Source organism: Flagellimonas aequoris (genome assembly GCF_003584165.1).
GTDB classification, from domain to species: Bacteria; Bacteroidota; Bacteroidia; order Flavobacteriales; family Flavobacteriaceae; genus Flagellimonas; species Flagellimonas aequoris.
Window position 1 is genome coordinate 197,394 of record NZ_QXFJ01000023.1, and the last position, 19,368, is coordinate 216,761.

The 19,368-nt window shown below is 42.5% G+C and carries 20 protein-coding genes; 18 read left to right on the forward strand and 2 right to left on the reverse strand.

The genetic code is table 11. The annotated features are described in order from the left end of the window. Nucleotides 1–45 precede the first annotated feature (45 nt). The 18 genes from argG (at nucleotide 46) to D2U88_RS09655 (ending at nucleotide 17,500) form a co-directional block, all read left to right on the forward strand. Nucleotides 46–1,236, forward strand: coding sequence for an argininosuccinate synthase (argG, locus tag D2U88_RS09575; protein WP_119640219.1), 1,191 nt, complete (start codon nucleotides 46–48; stop codon nucleotides 1,234–1,236). Continuing rightward, entirely contained in the window at nucleotides 1,229–2,203 is a 975-nt protein-coding gene (argC, locus tag D2U88_RS09580) for an N-acetyl-gamma-glutamyl-phosphate reductase (protein WP_119640222.1), read from the forward strand. The genes argG and argC overlap by 8 nt, the downstream gene beginning before the upstream one ends. A gap of 106 nt (nucleotides 2,204–2,309) precedes the next feature. Continuing rightward, nucleotides 2,310–3,104, forward strand: a complete 795-nt coding sequence (proC, locus tag D2U88_RS09585) for a pyrroline-5-carboxylate reductase (protein ID WP_119640645.1) — start codon at nucleotides 2,310–2,312, stop codon at nucleotides 3,102–3,104. Nucleotides 3,105–3,106: 2 nt separating this feature from the next. Next, complete coding sequence (locus D2U88_RS09590) at nucleotides 3,107–4,255, forward strand: aspartate aminotransferase family protein (protein WP_119640224.1); 1,149 nt, start codon at nucleotides 3,107–3,109, stop codon at nucleotides 4,253–4,255. After that, nucleotides 4,252–5,193 carry a Rossmann-fold NAD(P)-binding domain-containing protein gene (locus tag D2U88_RS09595; RefSeq protein WP_119640225.1) on the forward strand — a complete coding sequence of 314 codons (942 nt, stop codon included), beginning with the start codon at nucleotides 4,252–4,254 and terminating at the stop codon, nucleotides 5,191–5,193. The genes D2U88_RS09590 and D2U88_RS09595 overlap by 4 nt, the downstream gene beginning before the upstream one ends. Then, a complete protein-coding gene (locus tag D2U88_RS09600; RefSeq protein ID WP_119640227.1) occupies nucleotides 5,190–5,936 on the forward strand; it encodes an SDR family NAD(P)-dependent oxidoreductase in 747 nt (248 codons plus the stop codon). The genes D2U88_RS09595 and D2U88_RS09600 overlap by 4 nt, the downstream gene beginning before the upstream one ends. A gap of 1 nt (nucleotide 5,937) precedes the next feature. Continuing rightward, nucleotides 5,938–6,717: an acetylglutamate kinase gene (gene argB, locus D2U88_RS09605; protein WP_119640229.1), complete on the forward strand. Its 780-nt coding sequence runs from the start codon at nucleotides 5,938–5,940 to the stop codon at nucleotides 6,715–6,717. Then, nucleotides 6,714–7,784, forward strand: coding sequence for a M20 family metallo-hydrolase (locus D2U88_RS09610; protein WP_119640231.1), 1,071 nt, complete (start codon nucleotides 6,714–6,716; stop codon nucleotides 7,782–7,784). Before argB ends, D2U88_RS09610 begins: the two co-directional genes overlap by 4 nt. Before the next feature lie 37 nt (nucleotides 7,785–7,821). Further along, on the forward strand, nucleotides 7,822–7,980 hold the full coding sequence (locus D2U88_RS19525; RefSeq protein ID WP_182859166.1) for a hypothetical protein: 159 nt from the start codon (nucleotides 7,822–7,824) through the stop codon (nucleotides 7,978–7,980). A gap of 53 nt (nucleotides 7,981–8,033) precedes the next feature. Next, nucleotides 8,034–9,320, forward strand: coding sequence for an argininosuccinate lyase (gene argH / locus D2U88_RS09615; RefSeq protein ID WP_119640234.1), 1,287 nt, complete (start codon nucleotides 8,034–8,036; stop codon nucleotides 9,318–9,320). A 348-nt stretch (nucleotides 9,321–9,668) separates the two neighbouring features. Further along, the gene (locus D2U88_RS09620) at nucleotides 9,669–10,148 is read left to right on the forward strand and encodes a hypothetical protein (protein ID WP_119640236.1); all 480 of its coding nucleotides are present in this window, start codon (nucleotides 9,669–9,671) and stop codon (nucleotides 10,146–10,148) included. Between the two features lie 231 nt (nucleotides 10,149–10,379). Then, on the forward strand, nucleotides 10,380–11,975 hold the full coding sequence (locus D2U88_RS09625; protein WP_119640238.1) for a M1 family metallopeptidase: 1,596 nt from the start codon (nucleotides 10,380–10,382) through the stop codon (nucleotides 11,973–11,975). A 232-nt stretch (nucleotides 11,976–12,207) separates the two neighbouring features. Next, nucleotides 12,208–12,696 carry a hypothetical protein gene (locus D2U88_RS09630; protein ID WP_119640240.1) on the forward strand — a complete coding sequence of 163 codons (489 nt, stop codon included), beginning with the start codon at nucleotides 12,208–12,210 and terminating at the stop codon, nucleotides 12,694–12,696. 167 nt (nucleotides 12,697–12,863) lie between these two features. Then, the gene (locus D2U88_RS09635; protein ID WP_119640242.1) at nucleotides 12,864–13,484 is read left to right on the forward strand and encodes a hypothetical protein; all 621 of its coding nucleotides are present in this window, start codon (nucleotides 12,864–12,866) and stop codon (nucleotides 13,482–13,484) included. Between the two features lie 243 nt (nucleotides 13,485–13,727). After that, the gene (locus tag D2U88_RS09640; RefSeq protein ID WP_119640244.1) at nucleotides 13,728–15,917 is read left to right on the forward strand and encodes a DUF5916 domain-containing protein; all 2,190 of its coding nucleotides are present in this window, start codon (nucleotides 13,728–13,730) and stop codon (nucleotides 15,915–15,917) included. 158 nt (nucleotides 15,918–16,075) lie between these two features. Beyond that, nucleotides 16,076–16,555, forward strand: a complete 480-nt coding sequence (locus D2U88_RS09645) for a DUF2975 domain-containing protein (RefSeq protein ID WP_119640246.1) — start codon at nucleotides 16,076–16,078, stop codon at nucleotides 16,553–16,555. A 3-nt stretch (nucleotides 16,556–16,558) separates the two neighbouring features. Further along, complete coding sequence (locus D2U88_RS09650) at nucleotides 16,559–16,768, forward strand: helix-turn-helix domain-containing protein (protein WP_119640248.1); 210 nt, start codon at nucleotides 16,559–16,561, stop codon at nucleotides 16,766–16,768. A 255-nt stretch (nucleotides 16,769–17,023) separates the two neighbouring features. After that, nucleotides 17,024–17,500: a hypothetical protein gene (locus tag D2U88_RS09655; RefSeq protein ID WP_119640250.1), complete on the forward strand. Its 477-nt coding sequence runs from the start codon at nucleotides 17,024–17,026 to the stop codon at nucleotides 17,498–17,500. A 49-nt stretch (nucleotides 17,501–17,549) separates the two neighbouring features. Here the strand turns inward: D2U88_RS09655 and D2U88_RS09660 are convergent, their stop codons facing one another. Continuing rightward, entirely contained in the window at nucleotides 17,550–18,395 is an 846-nt protein-coding gene (locus D2U88_RS09660) for a pseudouridine synthase (RefSeq protein ID WP_119640252.1), read from the reverse strand. A 62-nt stretch (nucleotides 18,396–18,457) separates the two neighbouring features. After that, nucleotides 18,458–19,363 carry a geranylgeranylglycerol-phosphate geranylgeranyltransferase gene (locus D2U88_RS09665; protein ID WP_119640254.1) on the reverse strand — a complete coding sequence of 302 codons (906 nt, stop codon included), beginning with the start codon at nucleotides 19,361–19,363 and terminating at the stop codon, nucleotides 18,458–18,460. Nucleotides 19,364–19,368 lie beyond the last annotated feature (5 nt).

Below are 19,368 nucleotides of genomic sequence, written 5' to 3' on the forward strand. Positions count from 1 at the left end.
TCCAAACCCATTCGAGAACTGACACTGAATTTAAAGAATTATAAAATGAAAAAATTAGTTTTAGCCTATAGCGGCGGATTGGATACCTCATACTGTGCCAAATCCCTTTCACAGGACGAAGGGTTTGAAGTGCATGCAGTAAGTGTGAATACGGGAGGCTTCAGCAAAGAAGAAATCAAAGAAATAGAGAAAAAGGCCCTTGCCTTGGGAGCTACCACCTATACCTCCATCGATGCGATTTCCACTTTTTACGATACCGTGGTAAAATACCTCATCTTCGGAAACGTACTTCGCAACAATACCTATCCCCTTTCTGTAAGCGCAGAACGGATTGTACAGGCGTTGGAAATTGTAAAACACGCCAAAAAAATCGGCGCCAAATATATTGCACATGGCAGTACCGGTGCGGGTAACGACCAAGTAAGGTTCGATATGATCTTTCAGATATTGGCCCCAGAAATTGAAATCATCACCCCTATCCGAGACAAAAAATTGGCCAGGGAAGTAGAAATTGAATACCTACAGAAAAACGGTATCGATTATCCTTGGGAAAAAGCCAAATATTCCGTCAATAGGGGACTTTGGGGAACATCTGTGGGTGGTTCGGAAACCTTAACTTCCCACTTATCATTACCGGACAGCGCCTATCCGAGCCAGTTGGAAAAAGAGCTTCCAAAAGAGGTGAAACTCACCTTCAAAAAAGGGGAGTTGGTGGCTATTGATGGCGAAGAGAACCATCCAGTGGCCAATATTGAAAAGCTATCGGAAATCGCTTCCAAATACGCCATCGGTAGGGATATCCATGTGGGTGACACCATTATTGGAATCAAAGGAAGGGTAGGTTTTGAAGCTGCAGCTCCCTTGATCATCATCAAGGCACACCACCTATTGGAAAAACACACTTTGAGCAAATGGCAACAGTTCCAAAAGGAACAATTGTCCAGTTTTTATGGCATGTTGTTACACGAGGGCCATTATTTGGATGAAGTAATGCGCAACATCGAGGCCTTTTTGGCCGATTCCCAAAAACACGTTTCGGGAGATGTTTTCGTGACCCTTTACCCATACCGTTTTGAATTGAACGGTATCTCATCCGAACACGATTTGATGAATGCTTCCTTCGGAAGTTATGGGGAAATGAACAAAGGTTGGACAGCCGATGACGCCAAGGGCTTTATCAAGATTTTGTCCAACTCCGGGAAAATTGCAAACCACGTAAACCAAGATTATGATTAAAACGGGAATCATTGGTGGTTCTGGATATACGGGCGGAGAGCTGATACGAATTCTGCTCAACCATCCCCATGCCGAAATCGACTTTGTATATAGTACCACAAGGGCCGGAAAACCGATTTCCTCGGCGCATCCTGATCTTTTGGGGATGACAGACCTCCAGTTTTCTGGAGAAATCAATCCCGATGTAGATGTTGTATTCCTTTGTTTAGGTCACGGGAATTCCACAACATTCTTAAATGAAAATCCTTTCTCGGTAAGCACGAAGATCATCGACTTGAGCAACGATTTCAGGTTGCAGGCCGATTCCATGCTTAATGGCAAGCGTTTTATCTATGGGCTTCCAGAACTGAACAAGTCAGCCATTGAATCTGCTGAAGCGATAGCCAATCCCGGTTGTTTTGCCACAGCTGTTCAGTTGGCTTTGTTGCCTTTGGCCAAAGCAGATGTGTTGAACCATGAGATCCATGTGAACGCCGTAACGGGGAGTACAGGAGCAGGTGTCGGATTGTCCGCTACCTCGCATTTCAGTTGGAGGAACAACAACGTTTCGTGGTACAAGCCTTTTACCCATCAACATTTGGGTGAAATTGGGGAAAGCTTAAGATCTTTTGGCAATGCGGTAGGTAAATTGATTTTTTTACCGAATCGCGGCAATTTCACAAGGGGTATCCTGGCCACGGCCTACACTCAGTTCGAAGGTTCGTTGGAAGATGCCAAAAAACTATATGCAACTTTTTATAAAGATGCTGTTTTTACCCACATGTCCGAAGAGGAAATCAACTTAAAGCAAGTGGTGAACACCAATCAGTGTCATATCCATTTGCATAAACATGATGATCTTTTGCTGGTAACCTCGGCCATCGATAATTTGTTGAAAGGAGCCTCCGGACAAGCGGTACAGAACATGAACCTGATGTACGGTTTTCCAGAAACCGAAGGCCTGTTGTTAAAAGCGGGAGTTTTTTAATAAACCTCAGAAAAAGCTGTCACATCGAGCGCAGTCGAGATGTGAAACTTGAATTGATGAAAATATACATCTCTCGACTGCGCTCGAGATGACAAATAAGAAAAATATGAAAATAGCCATCATAGGAGCAGGGAACTTGGGCTTGGCCATTGCCAAAGGAATTTTACACACCAACGGCGCCACCACCATGTACCTCACCAAAAGGAACACCAAATCCATCAAGGATTGGGAAAAATACGGGAATGTGACCGTGACCTCAGATAATTTGGAGGCCATAAAAAATTCCGATATCCTGATTTTCGCCGTCCAGCCCGGTCATTTTACAACCTTGCTGGAACAGAGCAAGGACCTGTTGACCGAAAAACATGTGATCATCAGCACCATTACCGGGTACAGCATCCCAAAGATTGAAAATAGCATCGGTACGGATAAATTCATTATCCGCAGTATGCCCAACACAGCCATTTCCGTGGGCAAGTCCATGACCTGTATTTGCAGCAACGAATTGGGCAAAAAACGTATTGATTTGGCCAAGGCTATCTTTAACCGTATGGGGCATACTTTGGAAATTCCCGAGGATCAAATGCAGGCCGCCACGGTAATCTGCGCCAGTGGTATTGCCTTTTGGATGCGCTTGATCCGTGCCACTACCCAAGGCGCCATTCAATTAGGGTTCGATGCCAAGGAAGCCCAAGAACTGGCCATGCATACCTGCAATGGGGCCGCTAGTCTCTTGATCGAATCAGGTAGCCACCCCGAAGAGGAAATCGATAGAGTGACCACACCCAAAGGATGTACCATTGAAGGCTTAAACGAAATGGAACACCAAGGTTTGAGCTCTTCCTTGATCAAGGGAATCGTGAGTTCCTATGAAAAAATTAGCCATATCAAAAAGGGATAGCCATGAAATTATTCGACGTATACCCACTTTATGATGTAACCCCTGTTTCCGCCAAGGGCATTGAAGTTTGGGATGACAAAGGACAAAAATACCTAGATTTTTACGGTGGACATGCTGTGATTTCCATCGGACATACGCACCCACATTACGTAAAGCGTATAGAAAATCAATTGGAGAAAATTGCATTTTACAGCAATTCCGTACAAAATCCTGTGCAAGAAGCATTGGCAGTAAAATTGGGCAAACTGTCCGGCTGTGAGAATTATGACCTTTTCATGTGTAATTCAGGGGCCGAAGCGAATGAAAATGCCTTGAAAATGGCGTCCTTCCACACCGGAAAGGCCAAGGTGATCGCATTCAAGAATAGTTTTCACGGACGTACTTCCGCTGCGGTCGCGGCTACGGACAACCCAAAAATCAACGCGCCCATCAATTTACAGCAAGAGGTTACTTTCTTGCCTTTGAACGATTTTGAGGCCTTTGAAAAAGCCATTACTTCTGATTCCTATTGTGCTGTGATTTTGGAGGCCATTCAAGGAGTGGGTGGCTTGGATGAACCGACCACTGCATTTTACCAATTCATTGCCGAAAAATGCAAGGAAAACAATGTAGTCTTGATTGCCGATGAAGTACAAAGCGGTTATGGCCGAAGCGGAAAATTCTTCGGGTTTCAACATCATTTGGACACTGAGCGGAGTCGAAGTGTACAGCCCGATATTATTTCCATAGCCAAAGGTATGGGCAACGGTTTCCCTGTGGGCGGGGTGTTGATCCACGAATCCTTTAAACCTTCTTATGGACTTTTAGGCACCACCTTTGGTGGCAACCATTTGGCCTGTGCCGCAAGTTTGGCCGTTTTGGAAGTATTGGAATCCGAAAACCTAATAGAAAATGCTTCGGAATTGGGAGTCTATTTCAGGGAAAAGGCCGCCGAGGTCCCCGAAATCATCAAAGTGAAAGGCAGGGGGTTGATGATTGGGCTCGAATTTGATTTTGAGGTAGCCGAACTGCGCAAAAAACTGATCTATGACTACCATATGTTCACGGGTAGCGCCAACAACAAAAAGTTGCTGCGATTTTTACCGGCATTGAACATCACCAAGGCACACATCGATCTATTCTTTGACGCGCTCAAAAAAGCATTGAAATGAAGCACTATTTATCCGTAAACGATATCGACTCCCTCCCCGATTGGGTGGAGGAAGCAATCAACCTAAAAAAAGACCCCTATCAATTTGAAGGTATGGGCAAACGCAAAACCTTGTGCCTATTATTTTTCAATAACAGCCTACGCACTCGCTTGAGCAGTCAAAAAGCGGCCATGAACCTCGGTATGGAGGTGATGGTCATGAATTTTGGCAACGAGGGCTGGGCCTTGGAATATGGAGATGGTACCATTATGGACCAAGGCACATCGGAACATATCAAAGAAGCGGCTCAAGTGGTTTCACAATATTGTGACATCGTGGCCATCAGGGCATTTGCAGGTTTGGTGGACAAAACAAAGGACGAAGCGGAGGAAGTAATCAATGGGTTTGCCAAATATGCTTCCATTCCAGTGGTGAATATGGAAAGTTCCGTTGGGCATCCTCTTCAGGCTTTGGCAGATGCCATTACCCTAGCGGAAAACAAAACCAAGGAAAGGCCAAAAGTGGTTTTGTCCTGGGCTCCACATCCAAAGGCATTGCCCCATGCAGTGGCAAATTCCTTTGTGCAGATGATGAAACTGCAAGATGCCGATTTTGTCATCACCCATCCAAAGGGATATGAATTGAATCCGGAAATCACGGAAGGCTGCCATATTGAACATGACCAACAAAAGGCCCTTGAAAATGCGGATTTTGTCTATGTGAAAAACTGGAGCAACTATGCCGATTATGGCAAAGTGGTGAACAAGGATTTGAACTGGACCATGACGGAGGAAAAATTGGGAAAGGCCAAATTCATGCATTGTTTACCCGTGCGTAGAAACGTAGTGGTGGAAGATGCCGTGTTGGACGGAACACAATCCTTGGTGGCCGAGCAGGCCAAAAACCGGATTTTTTCTGCCCAGATTGTATTGAAAAAGATTTTGGAGCAAAACAAATGAAGTTAAAGGATAAGGTCTGTATTGTAACGGGTGCCACAAGCGGAATGGGTAAAGCCATTGCCGAAACATTTTCTTCGGAAGGTGCCAAACTTGTGTTATCCGGTCAAAACATGGAGCGGGGCCAAAATCTGGAAAAGCAATTGGGCAATTCCGTTTTTTTGGCTGGCGATGTTACAGATCCTTCCTATAACAAACAATTAGTGCAATTGGCCATGGATACCTTTGGTCAGTTGGACGTCCTTTCTTTGAATGCGGGGATTCTTGGTTTGGGTAATGTTGAAGCGTTGGAAATAGACACATGGCATAAGACCCTCGACACGAATTTGAGTTCCATATTTTATCTTTGTAAGTATGGATTGCCCTTCTTGAAAGAAGGGTCTGGGGGACACATTTTGATTAACGCTTCCATAGCGGCATTCAAGAGTTTTCCAAATCATCCCGCATATTGTGCATCAAAAGCCGGTGCCGTTGCATTGATGAAACAATTGGCCGTGGAATACGCCCCAAAGATTAGGGTGAATGCCATTTGTCCGGGACCGGTTGATACTCCACTGCTGTGGGAATCGGCAAAGGCCTTTGAGAATTCGGAAACGGCGGTGGTCAGGGCAGAAAAAGCAACTTTATTGAAAAGATTGGGTACTCCAGAAGATATAGCCAAGCTGGCCCTTTTTATGGTATCAGAGGAAAGTTCCTGGATTACCGGGACCACGATAACCATCGATGGGGGCATAATAAACACATAAAATGAAACAAAAACTATCCGTAATAAAAATAGGGGGCAACCTCATAGAAGACCAAAAAGGGTTTGAACATGTCCTGGGCCTGTTTTCCAAAATGGATGGAAACAAAATCTTGGTGCACGGCGGTGGTAAAAAAGCAACCGAACTGGGCAACAAATTGGGCATTGAGAGCCAAATGGTCAATGGAAGAAGGATTACAGATCCTGAAACCCTTGATATTGCCGTAATGGTTTATGGTGGATTGGTGAGTAAAAACATCGTAGCCAAACTACAAGCCTTGGGAACCGATGCCATAGGCATGAGCGGTGCCGATGCCAATGCTATCAGGGCACATAAAAGACCCATCAAAAAAGTGGATTTTGGACTCGTAGGTGATGTGGATACCGTGAACACCTATGCGATTTTTAAACTGCTACAAGCTGGATTTACGCCCATTTTCTGCGCCTTGACCCATGATGGAAGAGGCCAGTTGCTCAACACGAATGCTGATACCATTGCCGCCGAATTAGCCATTGCCATGTCCGACCAATTTGAGACCACACTGTATTACTGTTTTGAGAAAAAAGGGGTTTTGCAGGACGTGGACGATGAAGATTCGGTAATCAGACACATTGACTCCAAAGCGTATGATGAACTTTTGGCCTATGGCATCATTGCCGATGGTATGCTCCCTAAATTGCACAATTGCTTCTATGCCTTGCGCAACCATGTGGCCAAAGTTTGTGTGGGAAATAGTGAAATGCTCGATCAGAGCAATGTGGAATATACGACCCTGACTTTATGACGATATCCCAAGACATATTGACCCAAAAAGCCATTGCGCTGCTGAAAGAGCTCATTTCCATTCCCTCCTTTTCAGGTGAAGAGGATAAAACCGGGGATGCCATTGAAGCGTTCTTGCAGGGATTTGGCGTAAAAACGCAACGCCAATATCACAACATCTACGCTTTCAACAAATATTTTGATGAAAACAAACCTACCCTATTGCTCAATTCGCATCACGATACCGTAAAACCGAACAGTGCCTACACCAAGGATCCTTTTAATCCGCATATTGAAGATGGTAAGCTATACGGTTTGGGAAGTAATGATGCGGGCGGATGTTTGGTTTCGTTGTTGGCCACCTTTGTCCATTTTTACGACAAGGAAGGGTTGAGCCACAACATCATCATGGCGGCTACTGCGGAAGAAGAGGATGCTGGCGATAAAAGCTTACGCGGCCTGTTGCCCATCCTTCCAAAAATTGATGTGGCCGTGGTGGGCGAACCCACTTTGATGGATCTCGCCATTGCCGAAAAAGGGCTGGTGGTTTTTGATGCCGTTGTGGAAGGTACCCCTTCACATGCTGCACATCCGAACGACAACAATTCCATTTACAATACCATACCTGTATTGCAATGGTTCAAGGAATACAAGTTTGAAAAGATTTCCGAGGCTTTGGGTGAAGTAAAAATGACCGTTACCCAGATCAATGCCGGAAAACAACATAATGTGGTGCCAGCACAAGTGGATTTGGTAGTGGATGTTCGGGTGAACGACTGTTATACCAATCAGGAAATTTCGGATAGGCTGCAAAGAGAGGCACCCTGCAAAATGACTCCTCGCTCGTTACGCTTGAATTCATCCTGTATTGATCCGAACCATGCTTTGGTAAAAAGTGGTCTAGCTTTGGGAAGAAAAACCTATGGCTCCCCTACCTTGTCCGATCAGGCGGCATTGAGTTGTCAATCGGTAAAACTGGGACCAGGTGACAGTACGCGTTCCCATTCCGCTAACGAATTCATTTTTGTGCATGAAATTGAGGAAGGCATCGACCTGTATATTAAAATCCTTTCAGGATTTTTACAATAAAAAATACAATAAATAATTAGCAATTAACATTGGTTCAATGGCATTTTTAAAAGAGATAAAAGATGATCAGCTCTATGTTTATTTGAATGGAAATCTCATATACAAAAGATGGTTGAAAACTGGGAAATCTAAGGTCTTTGATAAAATAGCTTATGATAAATTCACTCTGAACTCCATAAAGGAAGAAGAAAAATAAATTTGGACAAACCACAGATTGTTTATTGTTAATTGAAAACTGATAATTGAACTATGAAACTCTGGGACAAAGGTTTTAGCACCGATAAAAAAATAGACCATTTTACCGTGGGCAACGACCGCGAACTAGATCTGGTACTCGCTAAATATGACGTAATCGCATCCACCGCTCACGCCAAAATGTTGGGCAAGGTTGGGTTGATCTCCCAAGAAGAAGCCAAGGATTTGGTGAAAGCATTGGGTGACATCGGCAAGGATATCGAAAAGGGTAATTTCACCATTGAAAACGATTTTGAGGACATGCATTCCAAAATCGAATTCATCCTGACCGAAAAATTGGGCGATACAGGTAAAAAAATCCATTCGGCACGATCTCGAAACGACCAAGTTTTGGTGGCCATGCAATTGTATCTGAAGGAAGAACTTACCGAAATCAGGGAGCAGGTAAAAACCCTGTTCGACCTTTTTATGAAGCTTGCTGAAAAACACCAGAACGTGCTTTTACCAGGCTACACCCACCTTCAGATTGCCATGCCCTCCTCTTTTGGACTTTGGTTTTCTGCCTATGCCGAGAGCTTGATCGATGATCTGTACTTTGTACAGGCCGCCCATAAAATCGCGGATCAAAACCCCTTGGGAAGTGCTGCCGGGTATGGAAGTTCCTTTCCTATAGACAGAACGTTCACTACTACGGAAATGGGTTTTGAGACCTTAAAGTACAACGTAGTGGCCGCCCAAATGGGTCGCGGAAAAGTGGAAAAAGCTGCTGCTTTTGGAATTTCCAGTGTAGCTGCCACCCTATCCAAAATGGCGATGGACATTTGCCTTTACATGAGCCAGAACTTTGATTTTATTTCGTTCCCGAACGAACTCACCACGGGCAGCAGCATTATGCCGCACAAGAAAAACCCAGATGTGTTTGAATTGATCCGTGCCAAGTGTAACCGAATTCAAGCGGTACCCAACCAGCTCACCTTGATCACCAACAATTTGCCTAGTGGCTATCACCGTGACCTTCAATTGGTGAAGGAAGTGATCGTTCCTGCTTTGCAGGACATGCAGGCCTGTTTGGAACTAATGACCTTCAGTTTAAAGGAAATCAAGGTGAACCCCAAAATTTTGGACGACCCCAAATACGATTACCTCTTCAGTGTGGACACCTTGAACGAACTCGTAAAAAGTGGCATGCCGTTCCGGGATGCATACAAGACCATGGGCAAGGCCATTGAAAATGGCAACTTTAAACCCAAAAAGGACATTGAGCATACCCATGAAGGCAGTTTAGGAAATCTGTGTTTGGAGCAGATAAAGGAAAAAATGGAACAGGCGCTGAGTTTGTAAAGGCTCTATTTTCTTTTTAATCTACATCAATTCAAAGGGTGCATCCATCCATTTGTGCTGGATTTTAACCACATAAATACTAACTTCACTTTCCTGTGCTGAGCTTGATTCAGTATCTATGAAAATCAATTATGAAATTGTCTCCATAGATTTTCCTTTTCTCTGTGAAGTGTGGTTGATGAGTCTGTGATTATTTTACCAACTAATAAAGAACAAAAGAAAGCCCAATACAGCAGAAAATATTTAATAAATCTATCAGATAATACTAGAAACAAACACTTGGATTATTTAAAAAGAGTTATTAACACAGATAAGTTCATGATATATAACGCAGATTAAGATTTATAAATGTCATCTAAAGAAGAGTATAATCATATTGGCTGGAGAATCATTAAAACAAAAAATGATAAATATGCTCTTGAATATGAAAGAGATGTGCTAGGTGAAGAGGGAGCATTGATTTCAATTTCTGAAGAAGTATTTCATGCAGCGAAAGAGCCAAATTGCGATTTAACTGATTTATTTCGAAAATATAATTTAGATAATTGCAAAGTTCTTATAAGAATAGGAAAACCTGTAAACCTTGCTAATCCAAAAGCCAGAAAAAATACCCATAATAAGTTCTACGGACGAGGATATATTGTTGAAAAAACAGATAAAGGATTCTTTTTAAATTACCAATTAGATAGACATGGTGGAGGAATGAGAGAGTTTGAAATAAACGAAAGAATTTACTTGTTCGCAAGAAATTCAAATTTATCAACATCTGATATATTAAAAAAATTTGATTTGTATAAATATGACATTCCTGAAAATGACATTAAATAACCACTGCCAACATTTTGTATGAGTAATGGTATTGAACGTGCAAAATAAATGGTTTGTGTCCCACTCAAACTGCGTAGCGGTTTGACAAGAAACTACCATGCAATCTGCCACTATTCAAACAATTTACGAATAAGCAATATTACAAAAATCCCTCCTTTAGTTCCCTTTAAAAAATTACCAAAGCTCTTGCCCAAAATTGTATCTTGAACCATCAATTCTAGTGGTTTCGTTATGCAACAAAGAATTCTAACCTCCCTGCTGGCTTTTGCCTTGGTTTCTCTCTTAGGAAATGCCCAAGATCTATATCCCAAAAATGAAGCTGTTGATGTCCAAAACTATGTTTTCGGACTGAACCTGAACGATGAAAACAACGAAATAAAGGGTGAGGCCGAGATTACGGTTTCCTTTAAATCCGAAGTTGTTCCATTTGCTTTGGACCTTATTCAAAAATCGGGGGAATTTGGCATGGAAGTCACCGAAGTTTTGGAAGGCGCTACACCTGCCAATTATTCCTATGCGGATAACAAAATCAACATTGTTCCCACTACTTCCGAAAGCAACACCCAGACCTATACCATAAAATACCACGGCATTCCTGAGCGGGGTCTCGTCATTTCCACAACCAAATTTGGAAAACGTTCCTTTTTTGGGGACAACTGGCCCAATTTAGCGCGGCACTGGCTTCCCTCCGTGGACCATCCGTACGATAAAGCAAGTGTGGAATTCCGTATTACGGCCCCTGACCATTACGATGTGGTGGCAACCGGCAAAAAACAGGAAGAGAGCAATCTGGAGAACGGGTACAAACTCACCATTTACCAAGAACTGGCCCCCGTGGCCACCAAGGTGATGACCATCGGGGTGACCGAATTTGCATCAAGGGTGGTTGGTGAAGTGGACAACATTGAGGTTTCCGCATGGGTATATCCGCAAAACCGTTTGGAAGGCTTTGGTGATTATACCGTGGCGAAGGACGTTCTGGAGTATTTCATCAATCACATCGGCCCCTATTCGTATGCCAAATTGGCCAATATGCAGGCCAAGACCCAATGGGGCGGACTCGAAAATGCAGGTACCATCGCCTATTTTGAAAATTCCGTGACCGGGAACAAGACTGTGGAACCCTTGATCGCCCATGAGATTGCCCACCAATGGTTCGGCAATTCGGCCACCGAAAAAAGCTGGAACCACGTATGGCTCAGTGAAGGGTTTGCCACCTATTTCTGCATTCTTTATCTGGAAAGTGTGTATGGCGACGAGCGAAGAAAAGAGGAATTGGCCATTGACAAAAAAGAAATCTTTGACTACTACCTTAAAAATCCATCCCCGATCGTAGACCTAACCATCAAAGACCCCATGAAGGTTCTGAGCACCAACACCTACCAAAAAGGAGGTTGGGTATTGAACATGCTGCGTCATAAGTTGGGCAACCACACCTTTTGGGAAGGCATTCAAAAGTATTATGCCACCTACCAAAACAGCAATGCCCTTACCGACGATTTGCGCCATGTGATGGAAGAGGTATCAGGCCAAGATCTAGAGGCTTTTTTCCAACAATGGTTGTTCACCAAAGGACACCCTCAATTAAAATGGAACTGGGACTATAAAAAAGGAAAGGTTATCGTCCATTTGGAGCAAATGCAGGAGCACCATGTGTTTCAATTTCCTTTGGAAATCGGATTGGTCAAAAATGGGCAGACCACTCTGGAAACCATCGAGATGAAGGAACGGTCACAAAGCTTTGAAATCAATACCAAAGAAAAACCTGATTCCGTGGTGTTGGATCCCAACCAATGGACCTTGTTCCAGGATATGGGGAAACGCTAAACACGTTGTCACCATATGATGACATCCTGACATCCAGTATCTTAACGATTATTTTACACTAGACCTGCCTAGGTCTTAAAAATATATTAAGGTTCGCTATTTAGTGTACAAAACCCTCGCTTTGGTATTTATTTTGCAGTGTCATGTTTGACATTTAAAGTGGTTTTCTTGGCGCCACTTGACACAGGAAAGCCACCAAAATAACTGGTGTATAACCTAAAATTTGAGCAACATGAAAAGTACATTGATGTTGGTACCCGCCATGCTCTTGATGGTAAGCTGCCATGGCCAAGAACACAAAACAGATTCAGCAACGGAAAACAAGGACAAAGTTACCGTGGAACAGCCCAAGGGCGACTGGAAGGTAAACCGGGAATTTGACAAGGACGGCAACTTGATCCGGTACGATTCCATTTACACTTGGTCCTCTTCAGATTATGCCGATAAATTGGACCGCATGGACAAGGACAGTTTGTTGCAGTCCTTCACCTCAAGGTTTTCGGGCAGCTTTTCCCCGTTCAATGAGGAAGATTTTCACAGCTTTTTTGCCGATGATTCCCTGTTCACCCAGCGTTTCTTTAAGGAGGATTTCTTTGAAAGCCCCATTGGCAAGGACTTTATGGATCTGGATGAAATCCAGAAACGCATGATGGACATGCAAAAGAAATTCTTGGAACAATACGGCCAAAAACCGAAAACCCAAGAGCCTAAGCAAAGTTGAGTACCTGAGTTTTGTTTGAAAAAAAGGATTCCCCACACAGCAGGTGTTGGGGATTTTTGTTTTTGTTTACGATATAAATTTCTCGAAATTTATTGGTTGATCGATTTAATTAATTTGACAAAGAATCATATTTTCAATGCGGAAGATGATTTAGAAATATTTAAAAAATGGGGATATTTAGCTTTTTGAAAAGAAAACAGCATAACAATTTAATTGGGAAATATGAGAACTATGTTTTAGAAAGAAAATTACTGTCAGTTCATTGCTTTGCTCCCTTTTCTAACATGTTTAGTGATTATCATATATTCCAGACTGAAAAAATGATGAAGGTTTGGGATACTTTCTTTCCCATCGCTATGTGCGGTTACTGTTCGACTCTTGACAACATAATTAATGAGTCAAATGAATATGACTCATTAAAACAAACCGTTAGAAGTCAATTTATAAAAGGAGACGAGATTTTCGATGATTATCGGTCTTTCATCGATACGAAAAATAAAAAAATCGGAGACACGTCTCAGTTAACCTCACTGTGGTTTTCAAAAAACTTTCAAGTATATGGGACTGAAGAACAACGAAGAGTAGCCAATGATTTGAAATTTTTGAATATTATCAACTTGTTTCTGAAATCAGCCTACAATGATAAGGATGCTAATTTTCCAAATTACATATCAACCACTTTTAATGGTGATTTGAAAACTGAATCAGGAATTACACAATATATTCGACTTATGGAATTGTACTGTAAAAAAACATTTGGTCTCATAAAAGAGATGTTGGAGCATTAATTTTGGAAAAATCACTCGCAAAACTCAATATAATTAATTGCGAATAACGTCCTACCTTCAATTGCTGAAAATCTGCTGCGATATTATAACCAAACCGAGAAATACTACCGAACATAAATTAGCTCATTTTCTTTGCATATCGATTTTTACCAATCCCTCAATCCAACCCTAAAAAAATTATACTCTTCTTGATTTATCATCATAAAACCGAGTAATTTCTTATTTTTAGCGCACAAACTAAAAATGACCGACCCATACTTGAAATCCCCTGTACTCCTATTGGCCCTGCTGCTTTTTGGTGTCTACTCCTTTGCCCAAAAGAAAAACGCAGCCTATAACATTCATATCCAAAAAACCGAGGAAACCTTTACCATAGACGGTAAGGGAGATGAGGCCACCTGGCAAAAGGCAGAGCCCGCCAACGACTTTTTTATGGTGCTCCCCATGGATGATCGTAAGGCCACCCAACCTTCGGAAGTGAAAATGGCCTATGACGATAAGCACCTATACCTCCTGGCCACTTTTTTCAAAACCCCTGGGAACACCTATGTGGTGGAGTCGCTACGAAGGGATTTCAATTTTGGGGGCAACGATAATTTTCTGTTGTTCATGGACCCTTTCAACAACCAGACCACGGGATTCAGTTTTGGGGCCAACGCCTATGGCGCACAATGGGACGGCACCATGTCTAACGGGGGCAGTGTGGACCTGAACTGGGACAGCAAATGGGTTTCGGAAGTGGAGCATTACGAAGACAAATGGGTGGTGGAAATGGCCATTCCCTTTAAATCCATCCGTTATGAAAAAGGAGTGAAGGAATGGGGCATCAACTTTTCCCGATTGGATATCAGTACCAACGAAAAGTCGAGCTGGACACCCATTCCTAGGCAATTTCCAACGGCGTCTTTGGCGTTTACAGGCAATCTGGTTTGGGACAATCCTCCCCCAGACCAGGGGCTCAACTATTCCCTCATTCCCTATGTTTTGGGAACGGTTGGTGATTCGAGTATTGATGGTATTACGTATGACAACGACTTTAAGGTGGGCGGTGATGTGAAGCTGGGACTTTCCTCCTCCTTGAACCTGGACCTGACCATCAACCCCGATTTTTCGCAGGTGGATGTGGACCGCCAAGTGGCCAATTTGACCCGCTTTGAACTCTTTTTCCCGGAAAGACGGCAGTTTTTCCTTGAAAATGCGGATCTGTTCTCCAGTTTTGGGTACGAGACCATACGTCCGTTCTTTTCACGCCGTATTGGTTTGGGGGTCCCCATTATTGCGGGGGCACGGGTCAGTGGTAACCTCAACCGGAACCTTCGGTTAGGTCTTATGGACATGCAGACGGAAAAAGTGGACGAAACCGGATTGCCCAGCCAAAACTTTGCGGTATTGTCTTTACAGCAAAAGGTGTTTTCACGTTCCAACATCGGCCTGATGTTTGTCAATAAAGAATCCATGGATTATGAGGCCTTGGCCGATAGTTTAAAGACCACCTACACCAAGTTCAACAGAAACCTCGGGTTGGAATACAATCTGGCATCCAGTGACAATAAGTACACCGGTAAACTGTTCATGCTCAAATCGTTAGGGCCAGAATCTACCGAAAACGGTTTTGCACAAGGGGCCCATTTGGCCTACAGCAGCCGACAATGGAACTGGCGTGTACAACAGGAATACATCTCAAAGAATTTTGTTTCGGAAGTGGGATATGTACCACGGACCAATTATATCAATTTCAATGGCTCGGCCGGATATCTTTTCTTGCCAGCCAGCGAAACAGTGGTCAGCCATGGTCCTACTTTTTCCGGGCAGTATTATTTCGACCCCAGCATGCACACCACAGATTATTTGTCCATTTTGGGGTACCAGGTCAATTTTTTGAACCGAAGTTCCTTTAACCTCAACCTATTTAACGAATATGTGGAACTTTTGGCTCCCTTCGACCCCACCAACACGGATCAAGAAGAATTGGCCACCGGAACACGTCACCATTGGAACGGTGTATACATGGAATACAGTTCAAAACCCAAAAGTCTTTTTACCTATTCTTTTGCAAGTCGTTTGGGACGTTATTTTTCGAGTGGGTACCGAACCAACTTGAATGCACAGTTCGGGTACCGTTTTCAACCCTATGTGAGTTTGGGGGCCACGTTGAGCTATAACAACCTGGATCTGCCCAGTCCTTGGTACACCACCGATTTTTGGCTCGTGGGCACGGAGGCCTATATCACCTTTACGAACAAATTATTTTGGTCCAACCTGTTCCAGTACAACGAGCAGAGCCGAAACTTTAGCCTCAATTCACGGTTTCAGTGGCGATATACCCCGGCATCCGACCTGTTTCTGGTATTCAACAGCAATGAACAATTGTCGCCTCTGGAAGGAAAGGTTTGGTCGTTGACCTTAAAGATGACGTATTGGTTCAATCGGTGATTTTATAGGACATTTTACACAAAACAACCTTGCACAATCAATAAGGAATATTGGTAGCGTGAATCGATATTCACCCTACAATTATTGTTTTTCAATTTTTATTTATTGTTTTTCAATAAATTTTTTATTTTTGAAGTATCTCATTCAAAGTAATTATCATGAAAAAAACACCTATTCTATTTCTTCAAGGCGTGGTTGTGCTCATCGGAATTTTGGCCCTTTTCCTTTTGATCAGATTTCCCTTAATGGAAGGAAGGGCACAAAACTTGGATCTGTTCAGCATTTATACAGATCCCTTTATTTTGTATGGATACGCCGCTTCCATCGCCTTTTTTATAGCCCTATACAAAGCATTCAGATTGCTCGGATATATTGCAAAGGAAAAACTGTTCTCCACCAACTCCATAAAAACCTTGAGAAGCATACGCTATTGTGCCATTGCATCGGGCATTTTAATTGTGTTGGCAGGAGTTTACATCATGATTTTTCATCACAAAGATGACGACCCTGCCGGTTTTTTAGGTATGTGTATCCTGACCACTTTCATCTGCATCGCAGTGGCAACGGCCATTGCCGTATTGGAAAGAATATTACAAAATGCCGTGGATATGAAATCTGAAAACGACCTAACCATTTAAGCTATGCCGATTGTTGTAAACGTGGATGTGATGATGGCAAAGCGAAAAATGTCATTGAACGAGCTCTCAGAAATTGTGGGGCTCACCTTGTCCAACCTTTCCATTTTAAAAACAGGAAAGGCCAAAGCCATACGCTTTAATACGTTGGAAGCCATTTGTAAGGCCCTGGACTGCCAACCTGGGGATATTTTGGAATATGTAAGTGATGAATAAGAGTAAGTGTAACCCTTCATTACTTATCATCTTCAATTGGATGATTTCCTCTACCGTCAAATGACTCCAATGCTCTTTGGGGAAATCCTTTATCCTCAACCCAAATGGTTATCTGGGAATTGTCAGTGGAATTGTAACCGGAAATAGACTAACTTCATTCTTGCCTGCCGACGGGCAGGTATCCGTCTATATTATTTATTCAAACGAATTATATTTAACATTATCTAAAATTTTAACGAAACCTCAAAAGAGCATATGTTTTGGAATAGTACAAAAGGAGAAAAGTTAATGGAGTTTTTTTTAAGAAACATAAATTCGTATCAAAATGGTTATTCACTACGTAATGAGAATAAATCTACTATTAAAAAAATTAAAAATATCGAAAAGGAATGCGAATCAATTATAAACTCAGTTTTAAACTATTTTTCATATCATAAGGATATTGAATTGACTGATATGTACCTTGATTTAAAAAAAAGCAAATATGATTTCTGGGAAAAACTCTTTTTTCACTGTACGGTTTTGTCGACAACAGAGATACTATTGGAAAGTTCTGATTTTGAAAAAAACAAAGCGGTAACTCGTAGTATTTCAGCCTATTCTAATGAACTAAATGAGATTAGAAAATATAGTGATGGGGGTGTTGAATATGTTACTTTGAGATTGGATTTAATAAAATCAAAAATTGAAATGAATTTAATAACCATTCCGAAATTGTTCCATAAAGGCTAAAATACTAGGTAACAATGGCCACATATACAACCTAAAACTTCCTTTAATTTTACTTAATATTCTTCAAATTGATCACCTCTTGCTCGGTCAAATGGCGCCAGTGCCCTCTTGGTAGATCTTTTTTGGTAAGACCGGCAAAGATCACACGGTCCAATTTGGTCACTTCATAGCCTAAATGTTCAAAGATGCGGCGCACAATCCGGTTGCGACCACTGTGGATCTCGATGCCGAGTTCCCTTTTGGGTGCTCCTTGGATAAAACTGATGCTGTCCACCTCGATCGGGCCATCTTCCAACTCCAAACCGGCTTCAATTTTATGAAGATCGGCAACACTCAAACTTTTGTCCAAATGCACATGATAGATCTTCCGCACGCCGTGTTTCGGGTGGGTAAGCTTTTTGGTCAAGTCGCCGTCATTGGTAAAGAGCAACAATCCCATGGTGTTCCTGTCCAACCGTCCCACAGGCAATAAACGGGCGTTACTGGCACTGGAAATCAATTCCATTACGGTTCGTCTCCCCTTTTCGTCACTAGTGGTGGTGATAAAGTTTTTAGGTTTGTTCAGTAAGATGTATTCCTTCTTCTCCATACTGAGCCTTTTGCCATCAAAACGCACATCATCGGAACGTTTTACCTTGTAACCCATTTCGGTGACAGGTTTGCCGTTCACCGTTACGTTGCCAGCAGCGATATAGGTGTCCGCTTCCCTTCGGGAACAAATACCGGCATTGGCAATGTATCGGTTCAAGCGGATCTCATCGGGATTGGATTTTTTTTGTGGAGCAGCCTTTTTTGGTTTTGGGGCAAATTTTTTGCCGTATGGTTTTGGGGAATTGCCCCCTTCACGGCTATTTCTTGAAGGTTTACCTTTTCGGTTATTGTCTGATCTCGTCATCAGTCATCAATTTTTTGCAAATGTAATCTTTTTCGGGTCCAAAAAACCTCGGGGGCAAATAATTACAAAATACGGTTCAGCACCACATCCACATTGATCAAGAGAATACTGATCACCCCTGCCACGATGATAAATTTCAAAATATTGTGCAGCCAAACGTAGTGCTTTTTGCCTTGGGCCTTCCACAGCAACACCAGAAAAACGATCAGCAAGATAATGCTCGCCGCAAAGTAGAGATACATGTACCCCACATCAAAAGTCTTAATCAATAGAAAGGCAGGAACCAGAGTCAGAAGAACCAGAAACGTAATCAACATTTTTGATGTTCTGGGACCATAAATGATGGGAATGGTCCTATAATTTTGGGCCATATCCCCGGCCATGCTTTCCATATCCTTGATCATTTCGCGGGCCAAAATCAACAGGAAAAGAAAAAGGGCATGTACAAAAATGACTGTTTTAAAATTGTGGTAATACACGAACACCACAAAAAAGGGAGCAATGGCCAAAGTGGCCGAAACCAGGTTGCCCAAAAAGGGTATTCGTTTCAGTCGATGTGAATAATACCAAATACCAAAAATATAGGCCGAAAAGAACAGAACGGCCCTAAATGAGATATAACTGGCCGCGAATACCGCTAAAAAGTTCAGGATAAAATAAGTAGTAAGCTTAAAGTTCTGGCTCACCAAACGGTCCAACATACTTTTGGTGGGTTTGTTGATCAGATCTTTCTCGGCATCGTAAAAATTATTGATGATATACCCACTTGCTATGACGAGGGCCGAAGCGGTAACAATCAAAAAAAGGTTGAGGTCGAAAATTACCTTTCGCAAGGGTATTTCTGGTGCCAGTATGTAGATGGATGCCAAATATTGGGCTAGGGTAATCACCAAAATATTATACCCGCGCACCACAGAAAACAGACTCAATAGCTTAAAAAGCAGGAGTTTGTTTTTTCTACTAAGCATGGGAT